The sequence below is a fragment of the Roseateles sp. GW821-FHT09H11 genome (genome assembly GCF_059415845.1).
On the sequence record NZ_JBWKOA010000005.1, the window covers coordinates 100,574 to 122,736 of the forward strand.

Below are 22,163 nucleotides of genomic sequence, written 5' to 3' on the forward strand. Positions count from 1 at the left end.
CCAGATCCCTGGAATCAGTCGGCGATGACGGCCTTTGCGGCGTTCGCAGCCGAGACTGTTGATCGCCGTCAGGCGATCGCGGGCCGTCCGCCGTCACGCAAATCTGCGCCCCGCATTCGATGCCCGCACAATGGACGCTTCCTCCGACTCCCAACGTCGCGCCCATGCTCCCCCGCATCAGCGAAGAGATCACCTTCCGCAAGCTCGAGATCCTGATCACGTTCCTGGAGAGCGGCAGCCTCGCGCGCGCCGCGGAGCGGCTGGGCACGAGCGCCGTCAGCGTGCACCGCGCGCTGCATTCGCTGGAGGCCGGCACGCGCTGCGCGCTGTTCCGGCTCGAGGGCCGCAACCTGCAGCCCACCGACGCCGCCCACGTGCTCGCCGACGTCGCCCGCGAGATCCTCCAGCGCATGGACGAAGGCATCAACGCCACCCGCGCCATCGCCGGCTACGGCGCCGAACGCATCCGCATCGGCTCGTTGTACTCGCTGACCAGCGGCACCGTGCCGTCGATGATCATGGCGCTCAAGGCACGCAAGCCCGATGTGCAGGCCGAGCTCATCCTCGGGTCCAACTCCGACCTCACCCAGCGCCTGCGCGACGGCACCATCGACGCCGCCGTCATGGGCCTGCCCGAGGCCGCGCCGGAGTTCGAGACCCACGCCCTCTTCGAGGACGACGTCTTCTTCGCCGCCCCCGCCAAGTCCCCCTACGCCGACCTCGAGCGCATCGACCTGCGCGACTGCGCCGAGGAACGGTTCGTCAGCCTGCAGGAAGGCTTCGTCACCTACAGCCGCTTCGTCGACGCCTTCCGCATCGCCGGGTTCGAGCCGCAGATCGTGATGAAGACCAACGACATCTTCTCGCTGATGAACCTCGTCGGCGGCGGCATCGGCTGCACCCTGCTGCCCGGGCGCGTGCGCGGCGTGCTGCCGCCCAGCGTGCGGCTGATCCCGCTCCAGGAAAGCTACGCCGCCGTGCGCCAGACCATCGCGCTGTGTTTCCTGCGGACCCGGGAGCGCGACCCCAACCTGCTGGCCCTGCTGGCCGCCAGCCGGACGCTCAAGCTCGGCGGCCACTGAGCCGGACGCCCCCGCCTCGTCCGGCGATGTCCAGAGATCTCCGGACATCTCCGGGTATCCCCTCGCCGCCGGTTCGCCAGCAGGGGGGCGCCCGGCCGGCAACCGTTCCGCTCCCCGTAATCGTCCCGCGCCCCGGTTGATTGATCGGGTGGATCGGCGCCCGTAACTTCCGTCTCCATGGACCGCATTCCCATGGACACCAAGGCCCGCGACCGCGCCGCCCGGCTCGCCGCGGCCCGCGAAGCACTCGGCTCGCGCCTGGCCGGCAGGCACGCCGACACCGACGCGATCGTCGACCTGCTCCACGCCGTGCTCAAGCCCGGCGACCGCGTCTGCCTCGAGGGCAACAACCAGAAGCAGGCCGACTTCCTGGCCAAGGCGCTGGTGCGGCTCGATCCGGCGCGCATCCACGACCTGCACATGGTCCAGTCCGTGCTCGCGCTGCCGGAGCATCTGGACGTCTTCGAACGCGGCATCGCCAGCCTGCTCGACTTCAGCTTCTCCGGGCCGCAGGGCGCGCGGCTCGCGAAGCTGCTGTCCGCCGGACGCCTGAAGATCGGCGCGATCCACACCTACCTGGAGCTGTTCGCCCGCTACTTCGTCGACCTGACGCCCAAGGTCTCGCTGATCGCCGCGCACGCCGCGGACGCCCAGGGCAACCTCTACACCGGCCCCAACACCGAGGACACGCCCGCGATCGTCGAGGCGACCGCGTTCTCCGGCGGCATCGTCATCGCGCAGGTCAACGAGCTGCTGCCCGAGGGCACCACCCTGCCCCGCGTCGACGTGCCCGCGGACTGGGTCGACTTCGTCGTGCGTGCGCCGACGCCCAACTTCATCGAGCCGCTGTTCACCCGCGACCCGGCGCAGATCAGCGAGATCCAGGTGCTGATGGCCATGATGGCCATCAAGGGCATCTACGCGGAATACGGCGTGCAGCGCCTCAACCACGGCATCGGCTTCGACACGGCAGCGATCGAGCTGCTGCTGCCGACCTACGGCGAGTCGCTGGGGCTGAAGGGAAAGATCTGCCGCCACTGGGCGCTGAACCCGCACCCGGCGCTGATCCCGGCGATCGAGGCGGGATGGGTCGAGTCCATCCACTCGTTCGGCTCCGAGCTCGGCATGGAGGACTACATCCGCGCCCGCTCCGACATCTTCTTCACCGGCCCCGACGGCAGCCTGCGCAGCAACCGCGCGTTCAGCCAGGCGGCGGGCCACTACGCCTGCGACCTGTTCATCGGCTCGACGCTGCAGATGGACCTGATGGGCAACAGCTCGACGGCGACGCTCGGCCGCATCGCCGGATTCGGCGGCGCGCCCAACATGGGCGCCGACGCGCGCGGCCGCCGTCACGCCAGCCCCGCCTGGCTGAAGGCCGGCGAGGAGGCGCGCGGCCATCTGACCGGCGCCGCCGCGACGCCGCGCGGACGCAAGCTGGTCGTGCAGATGGTCGAGACCTTCCGCGAGCACATGCAGCCCGCCTTCGTCGAGCACCTCGACGCGTGGGAGCTGCAGCGCCAGGCCGGCATGGACCTGCCGCCGATCATGATCTACGGCGACGACGTGACGCATGTCCTCACCGAAGAGGGCATCGCCAACCTGCTGCTGTGCCGCAGCGACGAGGAACGCGAGCAGGCGATCCGCGGCGTCGCCGGCTACACGGCCGTCGGCCTGGGGCGCGATCGCCGCGCCGTGGAGAACCTGCGCGACCGCGGCGTGATCAAGCGCCCCGAGGACCTGGGCATCGATCCGCGCGACGCCACCCGCAACCTGCTCGCCGCGCGCGGCATGCGCGACCTGGTGCGCGCCTCCGGCGGTCTGTACCGCCCGCCGAAGCGCTTCCGCAACTGGTGAGAGACAACACGAGAGCAATGCCATGACGCCTGTCCCCCCTGGTCTCGAGACCCTGGACTTCCGCTTCGCCGGCTCCCAGGCCCAGAGCGCCACCTTCGCGCCGGTGCTGGTCGGCGTGGTCGGCTCCGGCAACCTCGAGGTGATGCTCGAGCCGGAGCCCGGCGGCGACTGCGCGGTCCGCGTCCAGACCTCCGCGCGTGGCTTCGCGCCGATCTGGCAGGCCGTGCTGGACAACTTCCACCGCCGTCACGACCTGGCCGGCGTGCGCGTGTCCATCAACGACATGGGCGCCACGCCGGCGGTCGTCAGCCTGCGGCTCGATCAGGCGGTCCAGGAGTTGCAGCCATGACGATCCTCTCCTACGCCGAATGCTCGGCGCGCGAGCGGCTGGCGCTGCTGCTCGATGCGGGCAGCTTCCATGAATGGCTGCCGCCGCAGGAGCGGGTGATGAGCCCGCACCTCGCGCAGCTCGGCGTGCCTTCGGCCTTCGACGACGGCGTCGCGATCGGACGGGCCGTGCTCGACGGTCGGCCGATCTTCGTGGCGGCGCAGGAAGGCGCCTTCATGGGCGGCGGCGTCGGCGAGGTCCACGGCGCCAAGCTCGTCGGCCTGCTGCGCCGCGCCCGGCGCGACCGCCCCGCCGCCGTGCTGCTGCTGCTCGATTCCGGCGGCGTGCGGCTGCACGAGGCCAACGCCGGCCTGATCGCCGTGTCCGAGGTCATGCGCGCGGTGCTGGACGTGCGCGACGCCGGCATCCCGGTGATCACGCTGATCGGCGCGGCCAACGGCTGCTTCGGCGGCATGGGCATCGTCGCGCGGTGCACGGACTTCGTCGTCATGAGCGATCTGGGCCGGCTCGCGATGTCCGGCCCGGAGGTCATCGAGGCGTCCAACGGCGTGGAGGAGTTCGACGCCCGCGACCGCGCGCTGGTCTGGCGCACCACCGGCGGCAAGCACCGCTGGCTGAGCGGCGACTGCGACGCCCTCGTCGAGGACGACGTCGCCGCCTTCCGCCGGGCGGCGATCGCGGCGATGGACCGGCTGCCGACATCGCGCCCGGTCACGCTCGACGCACTGGAAGCGGAGCGTGCCCTGCTGGCGCGCCGCCTGGCGCTGCTCGACGAAGCCGTCGACGGCGACGACGCGCAGGTGCTGTGGACACGGCTCGGTGTCGAGGAGGCAGCGCGCGTGCCGGACCTGGACGTGGCCGAGGTCATTCCGCTGCGTCCCTCGGCCTCGTGGCCGTTGACCCGTTGAAATGTCGTGCGGCCGCGGCGCTAGCGCCCGGACACCTGAGCGGCTGAACGGCTGAACGGCTGAACGACCGAACCCGGTAGGAGACTCGAAGATGGACTGGAACACCTTGGCGACGACGCTGTTCGGATCGGACCGCGGCCTGACCCTGGACGGCGATTTCCTGCACGGCACCGTCGAGCTCGACGGCGAGCCGCTGACCATCGTGGGCACGACGGGGCATGCGGCGATCGGCGTGAAGCTCGCGCTGGCGCAGACGCGCGTCGTGCTGGACACGCTGACCCGGCATCCCGGCCGGCCGATCCTGCTGCTGATCGACACGCAGGGCCAGCAGCTGCGGCGGCGCGACGAGCTGCTCGGCATCAACCGCGCGATGGCGCACCTGGGCATGACGATCGATCTGGCGCGCCGCCGCGGGCATCGCGTGCTGGGGCTGGTCTACGACCAGGCGCTGTCGGGCGGCTTCATCACCTCGGGCCTGATCGCCGACGCCTGCGACGCGCTGCCGGAGGCCGAGATCCGCGTGATGCGCATTCCGGCGATGTCGCGCGTGACGAAGCTGCCGGAAGAGATGCTCACCGCGCTGTCCGAGACGAACCCGGTCTTCGCGCCGGGCGTCGACAACTACGTGGCGATGGGCGGCGTGCGCCGCTTGTGGACCGGCGACCTGCGGGCCGCGCTGCGGCAGGCGCTGACCGATGCGCCGACCGAGGACCGGCGCGCGGTCGACGGCGCCGAGCGCGGCGGTCGACGGCTGGCCGCCAGCGTGATGCAACGCGTGCTCGACGCCGCCTGACCCCGCTTGAGTCCGCCATGACCCGCCTGCACCGCCATCAACTCGTGCACCTGACGCCCGCCGCGTGGGAGCGGCTGCGCGCGATCGCGCGCGACGCCACCGAGCGGGAATGCCTGACGCTGTGGGCCTCGCGCGGCCTGCCGCTGGTGGTGACGCAGCAGCGCTGCGACGCGGGGACCGATCCGGCGTGGATCGCCATGGGGCTGTCGGCGCCGCTGCGCTGGGAATCGCGCCGCATCGGCGTGAGCGTCCCTCGCGGCGAGGTGATGTTCTTCGACGAGTTCCCCACCGCCCGCGCCGTCGCCAAGCTGCTGCCCGCGCCGGCGCGCGCCGCATGGGACAGGCTGTGCCGCGCGACGCACGCCTGCGGTGTGCAGCCGCGCGTCTACGGCAGCTTCGGCTGGCAGGCGCTGTCGGCGATGGGCCATGTGCGGGCCGACTCCGACGCGGACCTGTGGGTGGCCGTGACCGACGCCGAACAGGCCGACCAGGTCGCCGCGCTGCTGGCGGACGCGGAGGTTCCGGGCCTGCGGCTCGACGGCGAGCTGGTCTTCGACGGCGACAACGCCGTGTCCTGGCGCGAATGGCTCACGTGGCGCGCCGGCGGCGTGCGCTCGATCCTGGTGAAATCCATCGGCGGCAGCCGGCTCGCGACGGCGCTCGGCGAGATCGTCCGCGACGTCAAGGCAGCCGCGTGAGGTCGGACATGGCAGCGCGACATGAAGGCCGCCCAGTCCAGGAGGACACGATGAACAGGCCTGTCCTGGCCCACGACTCCGCGTGGCACAGCGCGTGGCGTTCGGACCGTCACCCCGTGTCCGCCGGGCGCGGACTGACCGCCAGCGACATCGGGCGCGCCGCCGCGGTCGCGCTGCATGACGAACTGGCGCTCTCGCCCAAGCCGGGCCTGGTCACGCTGACAAGCAACGGCAGCCATCGCGACATGGATGCACGGACCTTCATGCGCAGCATCTCATCGCTGCGACGGTACTTCGTCCGCATCGCCCACCTGGGGGCGATGGACGCAGACTTCCCGGCGCTCGAGCGCGCCGGCATCGAGGCCGAAGCCCGGATGCTCGAGGCGACGGGCGGCATCAACACCCACCGCGGCGCGATCTTCCAGCTGGGGCTGCTGTGCGCGTCCGCTGGCGCCGTGGTCGCCGGTCATCGGCGACTGACGCCTGAGTCGATCCGCACGACGCTGATCGAACGATGGGGAGCAGCGCTGGCACAGCGCGCGCTGCGGCCTTCGACCTTGCCGGGCGGCACTGCGGCGCGGCGGCTCGGTCTGCGCAGCGCATCCGAGGAGGCCGCGCTCGGCTTTCCCGCAGTATTCGAGACCGCCGTGCCCGCGATGCGGTCCGCCGTCGCGCGCGGCCTCCCGCGCGAGCGCGCACTGCTCGACACGCTCTTCCACCTGATGGCGACGCTGGACGACAGCAACCTCGCGCATCGCGGCGGGCTGGAAGGCCTGCGCTTCGCGCAGCGCGCCGCGCGCGGTTTCCTCGAACAGGGCGGCGCCTCGGCACCGGACGCGGGCGAGCGCGCCGCTGCAATCGCCGCCGATTTCGAAGCCCGTCGGCTTTCGCCCGGCGGATCCGCCGACATGCTGGCTGCCGTGTGCTGGATGCGGCGCCTCGGTGCGATCGAAGGGATCGAGAGGATCGGGTGAGCGTCGCCATCGTCTTCAGCGGACAGGGCAACCAGCATCCCGCGATGCTGCCGTGGCTGGGCGACGATGCATCGCCGTCCACCACGGCACTGCTTTCCCTCATGCGCGAGACCTTGGACGTTGCGGATTGGCGTGCGGCGCTCGCCGATCCCGCATGGGCGCGCACGAACGCGCACGCCCAGGTGCTGATCACCACGACCGCGTTGGCCGCGTGGTCACAGATCGCGCCGCGCCTGGTGTCCGCTTCGATCGAGATCGATGGCGTCGCCGGCTACAGCGTCGGCGAGCTCGCCGCATGCGCGGCGGCCGGCGTGCTGGATCACGCGGACGCGATCGCGCTTGCGGCGCGACGGGCCGCCCTCATGGACGAGGCGGGCCGCGCGCATGCCGGCGGTCTCTGCGGGGTGACCGGTCTCGCGTCCGCGGACGTCGACGACGTCCTGCGCGGCACCGCGGTGAGCATCGCGATCCGCAATGGGGCGGACTCCGTCGTGATCGGCGGGCTCCTCCGCCCGACACTTGGCGCCGTGGCTCCCGAGGCATCCGACGCGTCCGACGCGTCCGACGCGTCCGACATGTTTGACAAGTCGGAGGCACTTGATGCGGTCGAAGCCTCGCTCGCATCGCGGGGCGCGCGCTGCACGCGACTCGCCGTGGCCGTTGCTTCGCACACGCCGCTGATGCGCGCCGCGGCGGAGGGCTTTTCCTCCGAACTCTCCGGCGCCGCCATGCGCGCCCCCGCGCTCGCGCTCTTCGACAGCGACGCCAACCGCGTCTGGACCGGCGACCAGGCGCGCGCCGGTCTCGCCCGCCAGATCGCCCACACGGTGCGATGGGACGAGGTCATGGATCAGCTCGCCGCGCGCGGGCCGTCCTGCGTGCTGGAGATCGGCGGCGGCCAGGCGCTCGCGCGGCTCTGGCAGCAGCGGCACCCGCTGATTCCCGCGCGCTCGGCCGACGAGTTCCGCACGCTCGACGGCGTGCTCGCGTGGATCGAGCGTTCCGCGCCGTGAGGCGCGCGGCGCGGGTTCTCCCTCGATCGTTGCGGCGCGCGTAACGGTCCGCGCGCCACCTTGATTGAAGCGCCGTCGCACGGTCGATACCGTGCGCTTCATCGAGAAACGATGCGGCCGGCGCCCGACTTGCCGGACCGTCACAACAGGAGACAGCGATGAGCATTCACTGGATGTCGATCCTTCCACTCGTGGCCATGTTCATCGTGGCCACGGCCCTGCCCATCAACATGGGGGTGCTGGCCTTCGTCGGCGCGTTCCTCGTCGGCACGCTGGTCGCCGGCATGAGCGCCAAGGCCATCATGGCCGGCTTCCCCGCGGAGCTGTTCCTGACGCTGGCGGGCATCACCTACCTCTTCGCGCTGGCGCAGAACAACGGCACCATCGACTGGCTGGTGCGGCTTGCCGTGCGGGCCGTGCGGGGCCGCATCGCGGCGATCCCGTGGATCATGTTCCTGATTGCCGCGCTGCTGACCTCGGTCGGCGCGGTGAGCCCGGCGGCGGTCGCGATCATCGCGCCCATCGCCCTGGGCTTCGCCGCGCGCCACGGCATCAATCCGCTGATGATGGGCCTGATGGTGATCCACGGCGCGCAGGCGGGCGGTTTCTCGCCGATGAGCATCTACGGCGGCATCACCAACAAGATCGTCGCCAAGGCCGGTCTGCCGCTGAGCGAGATCACGACGATGCTGGCGAGCTTCGGCGTCAACTTCGCGGTGTCGCTGGGGCTCTTCATCGCGCTCGGCGGGCTGCAGCTGATCCGGCGCGGCCGGGTCGCGGACGACGGGGAACTCGCGCCGATCCCGCCGGTCGCGCGCGCCCAAGGGGGCCCGCAGGTCTTCGGCGATGCGGAGGCGGCGTCCTACGGCGAAGGCCGCCGCGTCGCGTCGAGCAAGTCCTCGATGCTGGGCCAGGTCCAGACGCAGACCTTCAAGACGACCGGTCCGCACCAGGTGATCACGGCGCTGGGCCTGCTGCTGCTGGCGGTGCTGACGCTGGGCTACAAGCTGGACATCGGTTTCGTGTCGATCACGATCGGTCTGGTCCTGAGCCTGATGCAGCCGCGCCTGCAGAAGAGTGCGCTGGGCCAGGTGTCGTGGCCCGAGATCATGCTGATCGTCGGCGTGAGCACGTATGTGGGCGTGATGGAAAAGATGGGCACGATCGAGTACGTGGGCCACAGCGTCGCGAATCTGACGTCGCCGATGATGGCGGCGCTGCTGCTGTGTTTCGTCGGTGCAGTGGTTTCGGCTTTCGCGTCGTCGACGGCGGTGCTGGGCTCGCTGATTCCGTTGGGTGTGCCCTTCCTGACGGGCGACAACTCGACGATGGCGATCGGTTTCATCGCCGCGATGGCGGTGTCCTCGACGATCGTGGACGTGAGCCCGTTCTCCACGAACGGTGCCCTGGTGCTGGCCAATGCCAAGGGCATGGACCGCGACCGCTTCTTCCGCCTGCTGCTGCTTTACGGTGCCGCGGTGACGGTCATTGCCCCGGTGGTGGTCTGGTTCCTCTTCGTGGTGCTGTGATGTTTCGAAGAGCTTGGCCGGAGCCGGCGGCGAAGCCGAGCGTTCCAGAACTGACTTGAGCGCCGTCTGCCTGAGCGAAGAGAGCCGAAGGCGAGCGGAGCGAGTTGGCGCGCCAAGCGAGGCGTGAGCCGCCGGCTCCGGCCAAGCTCGTCCGCCGCGGTCTCAAGCGTCCACGTACGCTGCCGCGATCATCTCGCCCGCGTTGATGGGTGAAGGCTCATCAACGCGCGGCGTGTAGATCATTTCGCCGATGCGGATGGTGGAGCCGGTGAGCACGCAGATGCCGTCGCGCTTGGACGGCACCATGTCCCAGATCTGATAGCCGTAATGGCAGGCGCCTGGATCGGACCAGGAGATGGCGGCGGTGCGTGGTGTCGGCCGATCGAGCACGTGGATGGTGGGGGCTGCCTTCACGTGTCGAGCGACTGCGGGTTGCGGCGCATGGGGCACGCCGCCGTTGCCGAGCCACGCCACTGTGCGCAGCCAACCGTCCCGGGACGGATCGCTCGCGAGATCCCTGTACATGCGACACCGCCTTTCTCATCCGCCGACAATCCGGCGTGAAAGCCTGAAATAATTCAACGCGTGATGAATATAACAAAGGCGGCCCTCCCGATGAACAAGACCCCGAAGGCGGCCAGGGCGCCACGGCGCCGCGGGCGGCCGAGCGCGGACTGTGCGCAAGGCGCGGACAACCTGCTGCGCACGGCGCGGCGGATCTTCGCGCTGCGGGGGTACGAGGCCGCCAGCGTGCGCGAGATCGCGCGCCAGGCCGATGTGGACCCGGCGCTGATCGCGCATCACTTCGGGTCGAAGGAGGCGCTGTGGCTGGCGGTCGTCGAGCAGATCAGGGTGCTGATGGACCCGATGCTGCAGACGGCCGCGGACCTGCGCAGCGATGTCGCGCTGGGGCCGCGGCAACGCGTCGAGCACTGCATGCTGTCGTTCATCGACCGCGTGTTCGAACATCCCGACATCGGCATCTTTTTCTCCACCGCCGCGACCGAGGAAGGCGAGCGGCTCAACGTGCTCGTCGACACGATCGTGCGGCCCTTCCACGATGTCTGCCTGCCGCTGTTCAGCGACGCGATGGACGCCGGCGAACTGCACCGCTGCGAGCCGGCGCTGCTGTTCTCGGTGCTGATGAACGGCATCAGCAAGACGGTGGCCTACGCGCATGTGATGCGCGCCGTGTCGACGCTGCCGGATGACCCGGCGCGTTTCAAGCGCGAGCTCACGGGCATCACGCTGCATTTGTTGCGCTGAGCATCGGATCGTCTTTCCTTCCCGGGCGGGATACACAGGCATACGAAAGCCGTATCGCGGATCGACGGGTCCCCGAAGAATCCGCTCCATCGCAGCATTCCGCTGCCAGCCTGGAAAGGATTCCCCATGCGACCGACCACCCGACGCTCCCCCCTTCGTCGTTCCCTGTTCCCGCTGCTGCTCGCCGGCGCTTCCGCCGTGGCGGCGGTGGCCTTCTCGCTGCCGCCGATGACCTCCGACGCGGCGGCGGCGTCGCTCTTCGGCAGCACCGGCATGGCCGGCAAACCCGCGCCCGCCTTCACCGGCATCGACAACTGGATCAACAGCCCGCCGCTGAAGATCGACGAACTGCGCGGCAAGGTCGTGCTGGTGGACTTCTGGACCTACACCTGCATCAACTGCCTGAACCAGCTGCCCTACGTGAAGGCCTGGCACGAGAAGTACAAGGACCAGGGCCTGGTGGTCGTCGGCGTGCATTCGCCGGAGTACGACGAAGAGCGCTCCACCGCCGGCCTCAAGGACGCGATCGCGCGCCTGGGCATCCGCCACGCCGTCGCGCAGGACAACGACTTCAAGACGTGGAAGAGCTACGGCAACCGCTACTGGCCGGCGATCTACCTCATCGACAAGCAGGGGAAGATCGTCTACTCCCACTTCGGCGAGGGCCAGTACCAGCAGACCGAGGCACAGATCCAGGCCTTGCTGAAGCAGCAGGGTTGAGCGAGCAGGCTTGAATGATCGGGAGGGCGCGACGTTCAGTCGCGACCCTCAACCGCCATGGACAGGACGTAGCCTTCGCTGCGGACGGTCTTGAGGTACTTCGGCTCGCGCGCATCGTCGCGCAGCCGCTGCCGGATGCGGCTCACGAGCAGATCGATCGAGCGTTCGAAGAGCTCCGCCTCGCGCCCCTGCGTGAGGCTCAACAGCTGATCGCGGCTCAGCACCCGCTGCGGATGGTCGAGGAAGACGCGCAGCAGCCGGTACTCCGCGCCGCTGAGCGGCACCACCGTGCCCTGCTGGTCGATCAGGTGACGCTCGATCGTGTCGAGCACCCACTCGCCGAAGGCCAGCCGCGGCGACTCGTCCGTGGAGCGCATGTTGGGCGGCAGCATCCGCGCGCGCCGCAGCACCGACTTGATCCGCGCCAGCAGCTCGCGCGCCGCGAAGGGCTTGGCGAGATAGTCGTCGGCGCCCATCTCCAGTCCGAGGATCCGGTCCGCCTCGTCGCCGCGCGCGGTCAGCATGATGACCGGCGTCGCCTTGTGCTTGCCCGCGCGCAGGTCGCGGCACAGCGACAGACCGTCCTCGCCCGGCAGCATCAGGTCCAGGATCACCAGGTCCACCGGCGTGCCGGTCTCCATCGCGATGCGCATGTGCCGGCCGGTCGGCACGGCCGTCACCTTCAGGCCGTTGCGGGTCAGGTAGGTGGTGAGCAACTCGCGGATCTCGCGGTCGTCGTCGACGATCAACACATGATCCTGGGTGGGGGCGGACGTCTGCATGGGGATTCGGCCCGGGCTTGGGCAAAAGGCATCGAACGGGATGAGCTGCAATGTACCGGGCCCGAGGGCGCCGGTGGTACGCGCGGGCAATGTTGTGTCTCCGGTGCGGGACACGGATACACGCCAATACAAAGGCGCCCACAAGCGCGCCGCCCGCGCCTATAACCCTGCCTGCGGGATTCAGCACTTTCATCGCCGCTGGCCCTCACCCCCGCCCTCTCCCGCAAGCGGGAGAGGGAGCAAGAAGGGCCTCTTGCCTTCGCCGTTTCTCCAACGCTTCGGAGATCCTGGTGAACGTCGTCCGCCCAATGTTTTGGAGATCCTCGTGAGCCGCGTCATCGACTACTTCTTCGCCCCGATCAGCCCCTGGACCTACCTCGGCCACGAGCGTTTCTCGGCCATCGCGCGCGACGCCGGCGCCACCGTGCGGCTGATACCGATCGACCTGCTCAAGCTGTTCGCCGTCTCCGGCGGACTGCCGCTGTCGCAGCGTCCCGCGCAACGCCAGGCCTATCGCCTGCTGGAGCTGCGACGCTTCTCGCAGCACCTCGGCATGCCGATGAACGTCGAGCCGGCCTGCTTCCCGGTCGCGCCGCACAAGGCCGCGCGGCTGATCATCGCGGTCGACCAGGCCGACGGCGCGGACGCCGCGATGCGCGTGACCGGCGCGCTGCTGCGCGCGGTCTGGGAGCAGCAGCGCGACATCGCCGACGACGCGACGCTGACGGCCATCCTCGCGGAGCAGGGTCTGCCGGCCGAGCGGTTGACGCGCTCCGCCGAGGACGACATCGGCGCGCAGTACGACGCCAACACGCAGCGCGCCATCGACGCCAGCCTGTTCGGCGCGCCGAGCTATGTCATCGACGGCGAGCTGTTCTGGGGCCAGGACCGCCTGGACTTCGTCGAGCGCGCGCTGGCGGCCGACCGCGCATGAGCACCGTGCCCGCTTCGACACGCGCGTCAGCGCCCGAGCCGACCTCCACGCCGGCGCCGAAGCGCCGCTTCGGCCCGCGCACGCTCTTCGCGCGCGTCTTCTGGCTGATGGTGCTCGGCATCGCGATCGCGCAGGCCATGGCCTACGTCGCGATCCGCCAGGAGCGTTCGATGGCGCTGCGGGCGCTGATGATGTCCGGCGTCGAACGCGACATCGCCACCGGCGTCGCCGTGCTGGACCGCCTGCCCGCGGCCGAACGCGGCGCCTGGCTGGACCGGCTCGAGCGCCCGAACTACCGCTTCGCCCTCGCCGACGAGATCGACCCGCAAGCCGGCCCCGTGGAGCGGACCGACTTCAACGGGCCCTTCGTCGACGCGTTGACGCAGGCGATGCAACCCTTCCGCATCGAGCGCGTCGTGCAGCTCGGCGCCAGACGCTATCAACTGCTGGTGAGACTCAACGACGGATCGGCGGTGACCGTGCACGCGCGCCGCGTCGACATGCCCGTTCCCGAGTGGGTGATGTGGGTGCTGGGCGCGCAGCTCATCGTGCTGGCGGTGTGCAGCTGGATGGTGGTGCGGCTGGTGACGCGTCCGCTCAAGACGCTCGCTTCGGCGGCGGACGACCTCGGTCCGGACCTGTCGCCGCGGCTGATCCCGGAGGAAGGCCCCGCCGAAGTCGCGCACGCCGCGCGTGCCTTCAACGCGATGCAGCAGCGCATCGCCGGCTACACGGCGGAACGGGTGGAGATCCTGGCCGCGATCTCGCATGACCTGCAGACGCCGATCACGCGGATGCGGCTGCGCGCGGACCTGATGAACGACGAGGAACTGCGCGACAAGTTCCGCCATGACCTGAACGCGATGCACCTGCTGGTCCGCGAAGGCGTGACCTATGCGCGCACGCTGCACGGCACCTCCGAAGTGCCCGCGCGCCTGGACGCGGACGCGCTGCTCGCAAGCATCGTCGGCGACTACGAGGACGCCGGCGAAGCGGTGACGCTCAGCGGCGAGGCCGGGACGCCGATCATGGCGCAGCCGCAGGCGCTCAAGCGCATCCTGGTCAACCTGCTGGACAACGCGCTGGCGTTCGGCGGACAGGCCGAGATCCAGGTCACGCGCAGCGCCGCGCAAGACCCGACCCCTCGCCTGACGATCGCGGTGCTGGACCGGGGCCCCGGGATTCCCGAAGACCAGTTGCAGGCGGTGTTCAAACCCTTCCACCGGCTGGAGACTTCACGCAATCGCGACACCGGCGGCACCGGCCTCGGCCTCGCGATCGCGCTGCAACTCGCCACCGCCATGGGAGGGAGCTTGTCCCTCCACAACCGGACCGGCGGGGGGCTCGAAGCCCGCCTCACCCTCCCGGCCTCACTGCCTTGACACTGTCCACGGCTTCTGTGGACAACTCTGTTGGCTCAACGGGCAGGGATGCTGCAAGCCGTTGATTCGTCACGGAATTCATTGCAATGCCGCGAAATGAGGCAGTGATCCGGACGAGCCATCCGAAGCGAGCTTTGCCCGCCGCCAGACTGTCCCTGCGAACTGTGGACAAGTCTGTTGGCTGCCTCTGCAGGGGCGACGTAAGCCGTTGTTGTACAAGGGAAAAGCTTTCCGTGCTCCAAAACGAGGCAGCACGGAGGCCGGGGCGGTTGGTGACCATCAGCGCTTGACTCGACCAGCCGGCAGGGTAGGCAAACTTCGTTCCCTCGCCGCAGTTGCTCACAGTGCCCACCGGTTGTGCACCGGGCCGCCAGACTGTCCACGGCCTCTGTGGACAAGTCTGTTGGCTGCCCGGGCAAGGATGCTGCAAGTGCTTGTCGTGGCAGGGAATTGCTTGCAATGCTGCGGAATGAGGCAGCGCTCGTTCATGCGGGGGGCCAAGCGCGGGCACTCCACGAGGCAGGGGGCATCCCTCCGGGAACCCCCAGCCTCATTCCGGCCCCAGCAAGGCTCGCTGGTCGCGGGCCTTGGGATGCGCTGGAGGTGCGTGGGAGGCGTGGGGAACTTGGCGCTGGAGGGTGGCTACACGATCCGGATGCCCAGGTTCGGCAGGCCGTCGATGTGGCAGTCGATGACATCGCCCTTCACGACCGGGCCGACGTTCTCGGGGGTGCCGCTGTAGATGATGTCGCCGGGCTTGAGTTCGAAGGCACGCGACAGCTGAGAGATCTGTTCCGCGACGCTCCAGATCATCTGGCTCAGATCCGCATCCTGCTTGGTCTGGCCGTTGACCTTGAGCCAGATCGCGCCCTTGGACGGGTGACCACCGAGCCGGGCCACCGGGTGGATGGGACCGATCGGCGCCGAGCGGTCGAAGCTCTTGCCGATCTCCCACGGCTTCTTCTGGTCGCCCATGCCGCGCTGCAGGTCGCGGCGCGTCATGTCGAGCCCGATGGCGTAGCCGAAGACGCAGTCGAGCGCCTGCTCCGTCGTGATGTCGCGGCCGCCCTTGTTCAGCGCGGCGACCAGTTCGCATTCGTAGTGATAGTTCTTCGTCAGCGTCGGATACGGGTGATCGGCGACGGTGCCGGGTGCGACGTTCTGGATCGCATCGGTGGGCTTCTGGAAGAAGAACGGCGGCTCACGGGTCGGGTCGCTGCCCATCTCGCGCGCGTGCGCCGCGTAGTTGCGGCCGATGCAGTAGATGCGGCGCACCGGGAAGCGCTGGTCGCTGCCGACGATGGGGATCGTGGTCTGCGGCACGTCGAACGGCGTCTTCGCCGTCGCGGACGCTGGATCGGCCTGGCCGGGCAGCGCGCAGCCAGCGACGGCGCCGGCAGCCATCGCCGCCGAGGTGTTGAGCAGGGAACGTCGGTCCATCGCGGTCTCCTTCGAGGTTGAGTGCTCCGCCGCGGCCCGCCCCTGGCGGACAGCCGCGGCCGATGGAGCGTAGGCGTCGGTCCCCGTCGACGCTTCCGCGTTTCCCCTCGAAGTCGGACGCCGGGGGCGAGACCCGCACGCCGGTGTCACCCGCTGTCGCGACGCCTGCCGTCGGCTGTCGCCCGGGCGCCGGTCGGGCGTCAGAGCGACGCCGTTCGCCAGCTCAGACGGCGCTGCCGGCGGCGAAGTCCACGATCATCTGCAGGCTCTTCAGCACCGGCGCGGGATCCTCCGCGTACTGCGCCTGCACGATCGCGCCATCGACCGCCATGGACAGCGCCGCGGCGATCTTCTTCCGCTGTCGCGACGCGGGCAGCAGCGCCGCGATCGCATCGGTCATGTCCTGCTTGTGGCGACGGGTCACGTCGACCACCTCCGGCAGGCTCGGTCCCATCTCGCCGACGCCGTTCAGGAAGGCGCAGCCGCGGAACTCGCCGAGCGCTTGTCCGCCGAACCACTCCGACATCGTCGGCACCAGCGCCGCCGCGCCCTTGGTCGCGCCGCCGTGGCGTTCCAGCGCGCCGGTGAACCAGCCCATCCATCGCCCGTGTCGCAGCTCGAGGTAGGCCAGGATCAGGTCGTTCTTGCTTGGGAAGTGGCGATAGAAGGTGACCTTCGTGACGCCCGACGCCGCGATCACGCGGTCGATGCCGGTCGCGCGGATGCCCTCGGCATAGAACAGGTCGTGCGCGGTGCGCAGGATGCGCTCGCGGGCGGGCAGCTCGCCGATATCCACGCTGCGTTCGGTGTCGTTCATCCGGTCATTGTAGACAGACCTGTCTACATCCGCCAGAATCGGGACGAGTAGACAGACCTGTCTACATGAGTCGCACAGACTTTCCATCCATCGACGAGAGGACCTAGACCATGGACACCCGCCCGCCCCTGCCCCCGTTCACGCGCGAGACCGCGATCCAGAAGATCCGCCTGGCCGAGGACGGCTGGAACAGCCGCGACCCGGCGCGCATCGTGCTGGCCTACAGCCCGGACACGCAATGGCGCAACCGGGCGGAGTTCCCGCGCGGCCGCGCCGAGGCGCAGGCCTTGCTGGAACGCAAGTGGGCGCGCGAGCTGGACTACCGCCTGATCAAGGAGCTGTGGGCCTTCGACGGCAACCGCATCGCCGTGCGCTTCGTCTACGAATGGCATGACGACGCCGGCAACTGGTTCCGCAGCCATGGCAATGAGAACTGGGAGTTCGACGCGCAAGGCCTGATGACGCATCGCCACGCGAGCATCAACGACCAGCCGATCAAGGCCGAGGACCGGAAGTTCTTCTGGCCCCAGGGACGGCGTCCGGACGACCATCCCGGGCTGACTGAACTGGGCCTTTGAGGTCGCTCAGCGTCCGCCGACCTCTTCCCGCCACGCACTGGGCGAGCGCCCTGTGTGGCGCAGGAAGAAGCGCGTGAAGTAGGCCGCGTCGGCGAAGCCGAGTCCATCGGCGATCTGCCGGACCATCAGGTTCGTATAACCGAGCTCGCGCTTGGCTTCGAGCAGCACGCGCTGGTGCAGCACCGCGAGCGCCGAGCACTGCAGGTGCCGGCGGCACAACCGGTTCAGCTGCGTGGGCGTGATGCCCAGCGGCTCGGCCAGTTCCGCCACCGCGGGCTGACGGCGGTAGTGGCGCTCGACCTGGTCGCGGTAGCGGGTCAGGTGTTGCAACGCACGGCCTTCACCGGCCGCGTGGTGCGTCCCTTGGGCGGCATCGAAGCGCGCCGCCTGGGTCGCCAGCAGCGCGACCGCATGGTCCAGCGACGGACCGCGCCAGGCGCCGGCGCCCGCGTAGTCCTCGCGCAAGCCGTGGCCGACCGCGAACAGCGCGCGCGTCACGGTCGCGCCGCGATCAAGCGCGACCAGTCGCGGCTCGGACAGGCTGTCCAGCAGTTCGGGCAGGTGGTCGAGCAGGTCCCGCAGGCGGCTCTGGTCCAGCGTGACCACCAGCCCTTCCGTCTCCGGCGCGAAGCGGAAGCCGTGCACGGCCAGCGCCGGCACCCACACCAGCGCCGGCGCGCGCAGGACGCGTTCCTCCTCGTCCATGCGGACGGTCACGCGGCCGCGTTCGACCAGCAGCAGCTGCACCAGCGCGCCATGGCGATGCGGCTGGATTTCCCAATTGTGCAAGCGGCTGCGATCGGCGATCGACTCCAGGTGCAACCCGTCCAGCGCCGACGATCGTCCTTCCTCGCCGTAGAGCGAATACACGGGCATCGTCCCCTGTCGACGGGAAGACCGGCGCGGCTTGCTGTCGATGACCATGGTTCGGATTGTGCAAGCCAAGGTCGCACTCGTCCATTCACCGTCCTGCGGTCGCCCCGTAGGCTCCGACTCATCGGAGACAACACCACGGCCTCGCCGCAATGCCTCGCAAGAAGGCTTTCGGCTCAGCGCCTCGATCCCATGAAGACCTTACGCACGCAGGTGCTCATCGTCGGCGCCGGGCCCTCCGGGCTATTGCTCGGCCAGTTGCTGCACCGGGCCGGCATCGACACCGTCATCGTCGAACGACAGCGCGGCGACCATGTGCTGTCGCGGATCCGCGCCGGGGTGCTCGAACAAGGCACCGCCGACCTGATGGACGAGGCCGGCGTCGGCGCGCGGATGCATGCGCAGGGGCTGGTGCATGACGGTTTCGAGCTGGCCGTCGACGGCGTGCGCCATCGCATCGACCTGCGCGCGCTCACCGGCGGACGGACCGTGCTGGTCTACGGGCAGACCGAGGTCACCCGCGATCTCATGGAAGCGCGTGCCGAAGCGGGTCTGACCACGCTCTACGAGGCCGCTGAGGTCCGCATCGAAGGTTTCGACTCATCGACACCGCGCGCGTTCTGCTCGATCCACGGCGAGCCGGTCGAGATCACCGCCGACTTCATCGCCGGCTGCGACGGCTTCCATGGCGTCTGCCGCGCGAGTGTCCCGACGGGCGCGATCCAGCTCTACGAGAAGGTCTACCCCTTCGGCTGGCTCGGCCTGCTGAGCGACACGCCGCCGGTGTCGGCGGAACTGATCTACAGCCGCCACGCGCGCGGCTTCAGCCTGTGCAGCATGCGCTCGGCGACGCGCAGCCGCTACTACCTGCAGGTGCCGCTCACGGAGCGCGTCGAGGATTGGAGCGACGCCCGCTTCTGGGACGAACTGCGCGGGCGGCTCGATCCCGAAGCGGCGGAGTCGCTGGTCACCGGCCCCTCGCTGGAGAAGAGCATCGCGCCGCTGCGCAGCTTCGTGGCGGAGCCGATGCGCTTCGGCCGGCTGTTCCTCGCGGGCGACGCGGCGCACATCGTGCCGCCGACCGGCGCGAAGGGGCTCAACCTCGCGGCGTCCGACGTGCGCTACCTGTCGCAGGCGCTGATCGAGCACTACCGCGAGCGCAGCGATGCCGGCCTTGATCACTACTCCGCGCGTTGCCTCGCCCGCGTGTGGAAGGCCGAGCGCTTCTCCTGGTGGCTGACCAGCCTGATGCACAACTTCGACCAGGAGCCCGCCTTCCAGGCGAAATTGCAGGCCGCAGAGTTGGACTACGTACTCGGATCCGAAGCCGCGCAGCGAGCGCTCGCCGAGAACTACGTCGGCCTGCCGCTGTAGCCGACGATGATGTTGAGGAAGTGGTCGAGAATCACGAAGTGGTCCTCGAACAGCTGCGATTCCATCGCGGCCAGCTCGTCGCGGTGGAACCAGCGCGCTTCCTTGACGTCGTCGCTGCCGACGACTTCGGGCAGCGTGCCCATCTCGCCGAACTTGAAGTGGTGCGCCATCGTGATCAGCCGGCCCCGCGCGCTGCGCAGCGGATCCTCGAAGGTCTCGACGCCGTGCAGCGCCGCCAGGATCGAAGCCGGCAGCAGCGGGAAGCGCGTCTCCTCGATCAGCTCGCGGATCGCGCAGGCGACCAGCTTCTCGCCGCGGTCGAGGTGGCCGCCGGGCACCGCCCAGAGGTCCTCGCCGAACGGCCCCTTGCGCCGCACCAGCAGCACGTGGTCGCCGACCGTCACCACCGCGTCGCCGGTCATGTAGGCGACCGCCGTGTACTTCTTCCGATAGCTGGCGATGGCCGCATGCTCGGCCTTGCGCCTGCGGTACTCCGGCAGGCGGCTCCAGGCCTGCAGCCACGCCCGCACCGGCGCGCTGACGTAAGGCGTCATCACCGTCAGCGCGGCGTCGGGATCGTCGGCCTCGAAGAAGACCTGGCGCATCGCCGTCGCGTCGACGTCGGCGAGCCGCTCCACCAGCTGCTGCCGCCAGCGCGGGAAGTTGTTGAGGTAGTAGCTCGTGTGGTCCTTCTGGTGGCCGACCAGCACGATGTCCGCGTCCTCTCCGGCGATGGCGCGCACGCCCATCATCACGGCGGCGTTCCAGCGCTGGTCGTCGAAGTAGTCGCGCACCGGCAGCACGTGCAGCCGCTGCTGCTGTTCCGGCGTCAGGTTGGCCAGCAGCATCTGCCGGCGCTCCTCATGGACGAACGGGTTGCGCGGATCGCGCGCCTTGTACGACGAACCCAGCACCGCGATCACCTCGTCCGCGAGGCCGAAGGCCGCCTGGAACAGCGCCTCCTGCCCGAGGTGCACCAACTGCCAGCGGCCGACGACGACAGCGACGGTCTTGCGAGTCATGAAGGTCCTTCCTGTTCTCAATAGTGCTTCGCCGCGATCGGCAACTGCCGGCCGCTGCCGAAGGCCCGCGCACGCAGCCGCACGATCGGCGGCGCCTGACGGCGCTTGTATTCGTTGCGGGCGATCATGCCCTTGATCCGGGCGATCAGCGCCTGACCTTCGTCGCGTCCGCGCAGCGCGGCGACCGCGACCTCGGCGGCGGTGCGTTCGTCCTCGGCGAGCCGTTCGCCTTCGATCAGCACCTTCAGCACCTCGTCCAGCACCTCGTAGGGCGGCAGGCTGTCGGTGTCGCGCTGGTCCGGCGCCAGTTCGGCGCTGGGCGGCTTGTCGAGGATCGCCGTCGGGATGATCTCCCGGCCGGCCGTCTCGTTGAGGTGCCGGCTCAGCGCGAAGACCTCCGTCTTGTAGAGATCGCCGATCAGCCCCAGCCCGCCGTTGGTGTCGCCGTAGAGCGTGCAGTAGCCGACCGCGATCTCGCTCTTGTTGCCGGTCGTCAGCAGCAGATGGCCCTGCGCGTTGGACACGGTCATCAGCAGCATGCCGCGCACGCGCGCCTGCAGGTTCTCCAGCGCGAGTCCAGAGGGCCGAAGTCCCAGCGTGCTGCCCGCCATGGTGTCGCCGACCTGCCGGACGATGTCCTCGATCGGGCAGACGTCCAGCGGGATGCCGAGCGCGTCGCACAAGGCCTTCGAGTCGTCGACGCTGCCCGACGACGAGAACCTCGACGGCATCGTGATCGCCGCGACCTTGTCCGCGCCGAGCGCCTCCACCGCGAGCGCCAGCGTCAGCGCCGAGTCGATGCCACCGGATGAACCGACGACGACGCGATCGAAGCCGCAGCGCCGCGCGTAGTCGCGCAGGCCGAGCACGATCTGCCTGCGGTAGAACGCCATCGTGTCGAGCCCGGCGCTGGCTGGTGGCAGCGCACCGCCATCGCGCGAGGAGAAGAGGCCGCGGTCCGTCTCGAAGCGCAGCGTGACGATGTGCGATTCGAAGCGCTCGGCCTCGAAGACCACGCCCGGTTCCGGTTCGATCGCGAAGGACGCGCCGTCGTAGACCAGCTGATCATGACCGCCCACTTGGTTCACGAACACCAGCGGCAGGCGATGCCGCCAGCAGGCGGCGCGGAACACCGCGTGGCGCTGCTCGCGCTTGCCGACGTTGCTCGGGCTCGCGTTGATCGAGACGATCAGGTCCGGCGCCGCATCGGCCAGACGCTGGAAAGGGTTGACGGCATAGTCCTTGCCATCGTCGTTCCAACCGTCCTCGCAGATCATGAAGCCGACCTGCGTGCCGCCGATCCGCAGCACGCGCGCGACGTCCGGGCCCGGCTCGAAGTGGCGGCGTTCGTCGAAGACGTTGTAGGTCGGCAGCAGCTGCTTGTGGCACTCGAGCAGCACCTCGCCGTCGCGGATCACCAGCAGCGAGTTGCGGAAAGCCTTGCCCGCGCCGGGATTGCGCGTCGGCGCGCCGACGACCCAGTGCAGCGAGCCGACCTCGCGCGTCGCGGCCAGCAGCGCGGTCATCGCGCGGTCGAGGCGCTGGCGGAAGTCCTCGTCGTCGAGCAGGTCGGCGGGGTAGTAGCCGGTCAGCGAGAGCTCGGGAAAGACGACCAGGTCCGCGCCGTCGTGGCGCGCCTGCCGGGCCGCATCCAGGTGCAGCGCGAGGTTGCCGTCGAGGTCGCCGATCGTCGGGTTGATCTGGGCCAGGGTGATCTTGAGCATGACTTCGCTCCTTGAGGGTTTCAGTACTTCATCCGCCGCTGGCCCTCA

At 69.6% G+C, this 22,163-nt stretch carries 22 protein-coding genes; 15 read left to right on the plus strand and 7 right to left on the minus strand.

Features of this window, described 5'->3' with window-relative positions; translation table 11 throughout:
* Positions 1-164 precede the first annotated feature (164 nt).
* The 9 genes from AC07PR_RS17395 to AC07PR_RS17435 all read left to right on the plus strand — a co-directional run bounded on the left by AC07PR_RS17395 (position 165) and on the right by AC07PR_RS17435 (position 9,203).
* Entirely contained in the window at positions 165-1,082 is a 918-nt protein-coding gene (locus tag AC07PR_RS17395; RefSeq protein WP_495136019.1) for a LysR substrate-binding domain-containing protein, read from the plus strand.
* Between the two features lie 177 nt (positions 1,083-1,259).
* Positions 1,260-2,939 (plus strand): malonate decarboxylase subunit alpha, encoded by a 1,680-nt coding sequence (mdcA, locus tag AC07PR_RS17400; protein ID WP_495136020.1) that lies wholly within the window; start codon positions 1,260-1,262, stop codon positions 2,937-2,939.
* A gap of 22 nt (positions 2,940-2,961) precedes the next feature.
* A complete protein-coding gene (mdcC, locus tag AC07PR_RS17405) occupies positions 2,962-3,288 on the plus strand; it encodes a malonate decarboxylase acyl carrier protein (RefSeq protein ID WP_495136021.1) in 327 nt (108 codons plus the stop codon).
* 2 nt (positions 3,289-3,290) lie between these two features.
* Positions 3,291-4,196 (plus strand): biotin-independent malonate decarboxylase subunit beta, encoded by a 906-nt coding sequence (locus AC07PR_RS17410; RefSeq protein WP_495136265.1) that lies wholly within the window; start codon positions 3,291-3,293, stop codon positions 4,194-4,196.
* A 91-nt stretch (positions 4,197-4,287) separates the two neighbouring features.
* Positions 4,288-4,989: a biotin-independent malonate decarboxylase subunit gamma gene (locus tag AC07PR_RS17415; RefSeq protein ID WP_377160526.1), complete on the plus strand. Its 702-nt coding sequence runs from the start codon at positions 4,288-4,290 to the stop codon at positions 4,987-4,989.
* Between the two features lie 17 nt (positions 4,990-5,006).
* Entirely contained in the window at positions 5,007-5,687 is a 681-nt protein-coding gene (mdcG, locus tag AC07PR_RS17420) for a malonate decarboxylase holo-[acyl-carrier-protein] synthase (RefSeq protein WP_483107713.1), read from the plus strand.
* Between the two features lie 50 nt (positions 5,688-5,737).
* Complete coding sequence (gene mdcB / locus AC07PR_RS17425) at positions 5,738-6,661, plus strand: triphosphoribosyl-dephospho-CoA synthase MdcB (protein WP_495136022.1); 924 nt, start codon at positions 5,738-5,740, stop codon at positions 6,659-6,661.
* Positions 6,662-6,705: 44 nt separating this feature from the next.
* A complete protein-coding gene (locus AC07PR_RS17430; RefSeq protein WP_495136023.1) occupies positions 6,706-7,674 on the plus strand; it encodes an ACP S-malonyltransferase in 969 nt (322 codons plus the stop codon).
* Positions 7,675-7,832: 158 nt separating this feature from the next.
* Positions 7,833-9,203 (plus strand): SLC13 family permease, encoded by a 1,371-nt coding sequence (locus AC07PR_RS17435; protein ID WP_377160518.1) that lies wholly within the window; start codon positions 7,833-7,835, stop codon positions 9,201-9,203.
* Positions 9,204-9,365: 162 nt separating this feature from the next.
* Here AC07PR_RS17435 and AC07PR_RS17440 read toward each other — a convergent pair whose 3' ends face one another.
* Entirely contained in the window at positions 9,366-9,728 is a 363-nt protein-coding gene (locus AC07PR_RS17440) for a DUF3331 domain-containing protein (protein ID WP_431100052.1), read from the minus strand.
* Positions 9,729-9,818: 90 nt separating this feature from the next.
* On the opposite strand from AC07PR_RS17440, the gene AC07PR_RS17445 reads away from it, so the two are divergent.
* Both AC07PR_RS17445 and AC07PR_RS17450 read left to right on the plus strand, forming a co-directional pair.
* The gene (locus AC07PR_RS17445; RefSeq protein ID WP_495136024.1) at positions 9,819-10,469 is read left to right on the plus strand and encodes a TetR/AcrR family transcriptional regulator; all 651 of its coding nucleotides are present in this window, start codon (positions 9,819-9,821) and stop codon (positions 10,467-10,469) included.
* Positions 10,470-10,697: 228 nt separating this feature from the next.
* A complete protein-coding gene (locus AC07PR_RS17450) occupies positions 10,698-11,189 on the plus strand; it encodes a thioredoxin family protein (protein ID WP_495136266.1) in 492 nt (163 codons plus the stop codon).
* A 35-nt stretch (positions 11,190-11,224) separates the two neighbouring features.
* Here AC07PR_RS17450 and AC07PR_RS17455 read toward each other — a convergent pair whose 3' ends face one another.
* Entirely contained in the window at positions 11,225-11,971 is a 747-nt protein-coding gene (locus tag AC07PR_RS17455; RefSeq protein WP_377160512.1) for a response regulator, read from the minus strand.
* 325 nt (positions 11,972-12,296) lie between these two features.
* Here AC07PR_RS17455 and AC07PR_RS17460 point away from each other — a divergent pair, with 325 nt between their 5' ends.
* Both AC07PR_RS17460 and AC07PR_RS17465 read left to right on the plus strand, forming a co-directional pair.
* Positions 12,297-12,905, plus strand: a complete 609-nt coding sequence (locus AC07PR_RS17460) for a 2-hydroxychromene-2-carboxylate isomerase (protein WP_495136025.1) — start codon at positions 12,297-12,299, stop codon at positions 12,903-12,905.
* A complete protein-coding gene (locus AC07PR_RS17465; RefSeq protein WP_495136026.1) occupies positions 12,902-14,287 on the plus strand; it encodes an ATP-binding protein in 1,386 nt (461 codons plus the stop codon). Before AC07PR_RS17460 ends, AC07PR_RS17465 begins: the two co-directional genes overlap by 4 nt.
* Before the next feature lie 642 nt (positions 14,288-14,929).
* Here AC07PR_RS17465 and AC07PR_RS17470 read toward each other — a convergent pair.
* Entirely contained in the window at positions 14,930-15,727 is a 798-nt protein-coding gene (locus tag AC07PR_RS17470) for a fumarylacetoacetate hydrolase family protein (protein ID WP_377160506.1), read from the minus strand.
* Between the two features lie 223 nt (positions 15,728-15,950).
* Complete coding sequence (locus AC07PR_RS17475) at positions 15,951-16,544, minus strand: TetR/AcrR family transcriptional regulator (RefSeq protein WP_377160504.1); 594 nt, start codon at positions 16,542-16,544, stop codon at positions 15,951-15,953.
* A 110-nt stretch (positions 16,545-16,654) separates the two neighbouring features.
* On the opposite strand from AC07PR_RS17475, the gene AC07PR_RS17480 reads away from it, so the two are divergent.
* Positions 16,655-17,122, plus strand: coding sequence for a nuclear transport factor 2 family protein (locus AC07PR_RS17480; RefSeq protein ID WP_377160502.1), 468 nt, complete (start codon positions 16,655-16,657; stop codon positions 17,120-17,122).
* A 6-nt stretch (positions 17,123-17,128) separates the two neighbouring features.
* Here the strand turns inward: AC07PR_RS17480 and AC07PR_RS17485 are convergent, their stop codons facing one another.
* Positions 17,129-18,046: a helix-turn-helix domain-containing protein gene (locus tag AC07PR_RS17485; RefSeq protein WP_495136027.1), complete on the minus strand. Its 918-nt coding sequence runs from the start codon at positions 18,044-18,046 to the stop codon at positions 17,129-17,131.
* Positions 18,047-18,187: 141 nt separating this feature from the next.
* On the opposite strand from AC07PR_RS17485, the gene pobA reads away from it, so the two are divergent.
* Positions 18,188-19,369: a 4-hydroxybenzoate 3-monooxygenase gene (pobA, locus tag AC07PR_RS17490; protein ID WP_495136028.1), complete on the plus strand. Its 1,182-nt coding sequence runs from the start codon at positions 18,188-18,190 to the stop codon at positions 19,367-19,369.
* Here the strand turns inward: pobA and AC07PR_RS17495 are convergent.
* Positions 19,348-20,391: an NUDIX domain-containing protein gene (locus AC07PR_RS17495; protein ID WP_495136029.1), complete on the minus strand. Its 1,044-nt coding sequence runs from the start codon at positions 20,389-20,391 to the stop codon at positions 19,348-19,350. The two genes, pobA and AC07PR_RS17495, sit on opposite strands and share 22 nt — an antisense overlap.
* A gap of 17 nt (positions 20,392-20,408) precedes the next feature.
* The gene (locus tag AC07PR_RS17500) at positions 20,409-22,115 is read right to left on the minus strand and encodes an NAD+ synthase (RefSeq protein WP_495136030.1); all 1,707 of its coding nucleotides are present in this window, start codon (positions 22,113-22,115) and stop codon (positions 20,409-20,411) included.
* Positions 22,116-22,163 lie beyond the last annotated feature (48 nt).